4 protein-coding genes are annotated in these 3,638 nt (G+C 46.0%); 1 reads left to right on the top strand and 3 read right to left on the bottom strand.

Features of this window, described 5'->3' with window-relative positions; all coding sequences use genetic code 11:
• A partial coding sequence (locus tag ACR0P9_RS09130) for a tyrosine recombinase XerC (RefSeq protein WP_432619415.1) occupies nucleotides 1-1,030 on the top strand: 1,030 nt, incomplete at its 5' end.
• A 30-nt stretch (nucleotides 1,031-1,060) separates the two neighbouring features.
• Here ACR0P9_RS09130 and ACR0P9_RS09125 read toward each other — a convergent pair.
• The 3 genes from ACR0P9_RS09125 to holA form a co-directional block, all read right to left on the bottom strand.
• Nucleotides 1,061-2,053, bottom strand: coding sequence for a helix-turn-helix domain-containing protein (locus ACR0P9_RS09125; RefSeq protein WP_432619413.1), 993 nt, complete (start codon nucleotides 2,051-2,053; stop codon nucleotides 1,061-1,063).
• A gap of 92 nt (nucleotides 2,054-2,145) precedes the next feature.
• Nucleotides 2,146-2,742, bottom strand: a complete 597-nt coding sequence (locus ACR0P9_RS09120) for a toprim domain-containing protein (RefSeq protein ID WP_432619411.1) — start codon at nucleotides 2,740-2,742, stop codon at nucleotides 2,146-2,148.
• A partial coding sequence (holA, locus tag ACR0P9_RS09115; RefSeq protein WP_432619409.1) for a DNA polymerase III subunit delta occupies nucleotides 2,739-3,638 on the bottom strand: 900 nt, incomplete at its 5' end. The genes holA and ACR0P9_RS09120, both read right to left, overlap by 4 nt.

Below are 3,638 nucleotides of genomic sequence, written 5' to 3'. Positions count from 1 at the left end.
TATGTTGAGGTGTTTTTCCATGAATCATTATCACGAATCCCCACAGGTGTTAAACGACTTCCTGTCGTATATTCAAACCATCAAAGGTTCTTCTCCTAAGACGGTCAAAGAGTACTATTTAGACCTTCGGATGTTCTTCCGGTACATCAAGCAAAAACGCGGACTGGCAGATGATCTTCCCTTTGACGAAATCCCGATTAAAGACGTGGACATTTCCTTTATCAAGACCATTACCCTGTCCGATGCTTACGATTTCTTAATGTATACGGTACAAGACCGTCCCAAGCACATGAACTCTGACAACAGCGAAATTGGATTGATGGCAGCATCCCGTGCACGCAAGGTCTCTGCCCTGCGCTCTTTTTTTAAGTATTTGACAGATAAAGCGCATCTGCTTGACCACAACCCCATTCAGAATTTGGAATATCCTTCTGTTCGCCGCTCCCTTCCGAAGTATCTGAGCATGGAAGAAAGTGTGGCTCTGTTAGAAGCAGTAGACGGACCATTTCAGGAACGAGATTATTGTATTTTAATGCTGTTTCTCAATTGCGGACTGCGTGTCTCCGAGCTATGCGGATTAAATATCTCTGATATTAAAGAAAATCAAATTCGCGTTCTCGGCAAAGGCAACAAAGAGCGCATGTTATACTTAAATGATGCCTGCATTGACGCTATCAATGCCTATCTGCCGCATCGTTTGCAGCCAAATTCCGATGCGGGCAATGCTGGAGCACTGTTCATCAGCAAGAAGCGCAATCGGATTCGCAAAACCTCTGTCGAGGCATTGGTAAAAAAATATATTGCCAAAGCCGGACTGGATCCGACAAAATATTCCGCGCACAAGCTGCGCCATACCGCTGCAACGCTGATGTATAAAAACGGCACGGATATTCGTACACTGCAAGACGTGCTGGGGCATGACAGCATCAATACGACTATGATTTATACGCATATCAACGACGCCAACATGCGCGATGCAGCGAAAAATAATCCGCTCGCCTCGTTTAAGAGAAAAAATGCGCAAGAATAATCAAAACCGGCTCTTTAGAGCCGGTTTTGGTTATTTCAGTCGTTTTCCTTCTATCATTTTTATCACAATAACAATCGCTGCATACAAAACGCCGGCAACTGCCCAAATAAACCAGCTGTATTGTGCTTGCCCATTGCCGTACGGCCCGAAGGTATAAAACAAAAAGATAGCCGTCACCGCCAACCAATACGCTGCGCTAATCGGTCCAATAATACTCTTCTTGGCCAATGCTTTCTTTTCTCTGGTATACTCCTCTTCTTCCAGCAGTCTATGAAAGGCCGCCTGTCGTGTTCCGCCATAAATAAAAGCAATACATCCCAATCCAACAAGGATTAGAATCGCACATACTGCCAAAGACTCAAAAACCTCCGGCAATCCCACAGCTGCGACAGCAAACAATGGGACAGAACATAAAATACACAACACGGTACCGATGATATTTAACCGCGTGTACGATTCATGCCAAGCCTCTTTTTGCTGCTGTGTCCATGTCTTAGCTTCGGGTACCAAAGTGCAGGGTTCTTGCTCCAGAAAATCAAAGGCTTTGAGTGTCGCTCCGGAAGAGATAAACATCGCCACGGCAATGGCAATGCAGAGAAGCAATGTACACAGACCAATGCCGCCAGCCATGTTTTCTGACATTGGCACAATATTCGCCTCAGCCAATGCGCCAAGCCCAATGAGTACGACCGGAGAAACAATACATAAAAAAGTGGCAATCGCAACGCGTGGTGCAGCTCGCTTTTTTAAGGTGAGGTATCGTTTGGTGTCATCCAACGAAAGAATATACTCGGAAGAAGTTTCCGCAGACGGAAGAGGATCATGCTCTTCTTTGAGCAGATAGTCCGTCGATACATGGAATAATCGGCTCATCTGGACAATCTTCTCAATGTCTGGCACAGACTGTGCACCTTCCCATTTGGACACAGACTGTCTGGTGACACCCAACTGCTGCGCCAGTTCCTCCTGTGACCATCCACGCTGCTTGCGCAGTTCAATAATCTTATCGTTCAATCTCATCATAAAAACACCTCCTCTAGTTACGTCTATTATACATGATTTTCCGGTTGCATACCAGAAAATATGCGGTAAAATCTGTCAACTAGCAGTTGCAATTACGATTTCTCATCAGACAGCTGTTCTATTTTCTGCTTGACGGTATCGTAATCTGCCACGGCGTTGATAAATTCCAGCAACGCATTGGCTGTCATATGTGACGGCAAATCCAAAAGCTGCAACAGCTTTTTTCGTTTTTCGTTGCTTCCTGGTACGCCAGTCAATCCCCATGCATAGAAATCTGCCTTCGTGATCTGCGGCCGCTCCGGTTTGCTGTCCAAGCAATCAACACCAGCCTGCTGCAATGCCTGCAAAATCACATCGTTCGGCACACCTTCTACGCCCAGCGTTCCCTCTTTAGAGCCTTTTGTTTTGCGCTTTTCTTTTCCATAAATCTGTGGAATATACGCATGACGAATTTGTTCGCTGGGAATTGCACCGCGCAGATAATTGCGAATGACAAATCCAGCGCCATCGCTATCTGTCAAAACTAAAATTCCGCGTTCTGCCGCAATACGGCGGATGAGCTTTAATTTTTCTTTGTTGTTAAAAATCGCAAATCCACCCGTCTCAATGACAACGGTATCTACCAGCTGTTTGATTTTATTGACATCATATCTGCCTTCTACAATAATCGCTTCCTTGATGTGTATCATCGCGTTTTTGATTTCCTTTCCTCAAAATTCGCCGCTAATTGCAGCAAAAGCAATTCCAACACCTTTTGTCGGTCAGAGCCTGCGGATTTCATTGCAACATCGCTCTCTCCGCACAGCAAGAGTGCTTGACGCAGCCAGCGAACCGAAAGCTGAGCGGCGGATTGCTGCATTTTTCTCGCATAATACGGTGACTTACTTCCAAGCAGTTCCATGAGCTGCTGTTCACTGCTGTGTGCCTCCAGCGCGAGCCGCGCAGCATACAATCTCTGAATATGCCGCGCAACCGCAGCGAGCAGAACAATCGGCTCATTTTTCTGCGCAATCAATTCATTTACCAAGCCCAAAGCACGGTCAAATCGCTGTGCAGTAATGGCATCTGTCAAGTCAAACGTCACGGCATCCAGAACTTTCGTGCAAACCGCATCAATGTCACTTTTCTGTACAGAGTCCGTTGCGCTGTGCGCACAGGCTTTTTCAATCTCCAACAAGAGATTGGTCATAGATGTACCGCAGATAAACAGCAAATAATCACAAGTATTGTTGTCAATCTGCTTGCCTGCGGCGCGGGCGTGCCGCTTGACCCACGGAATCAAATCGTGTCGTTCCAAATGAGAAAAATCGGCAATGCATCCCGCTTTTGTAATCGCGGTATATAATTTGGTTCGCTTATCCGGCTTCAACTCGATGGTATCATAGTAGAAAACCAAGCAGACATAGTCCGGCAGATCGCTAATAATTTGGGGCAGTTCTTCCTTTAATGCAGCAGTCGGCTTAAAAACATCCAGATCGCGCACTACAACCATACGGCGCTCCGCCATCATCGGAAAACTGTCTATCGTATCGCTCAAATCTTGTGCTTGCAAAGAAGCTCCTTCAAACACCGTGTAATTGAAATC

It is taken from the genome of Butyricicoccus sp. (assembly GCF_050872565.1).
Classification (GTDB): Bacteria; Bacillota; Clostridia; order Oscillospirales; family Butyricicoccaceae; genus Butyricicoccus_A.
Note: the sequence above shows the minus strand (reverse complement) of the source record. Positions and strands in the feature narration are given on the sequence as shown.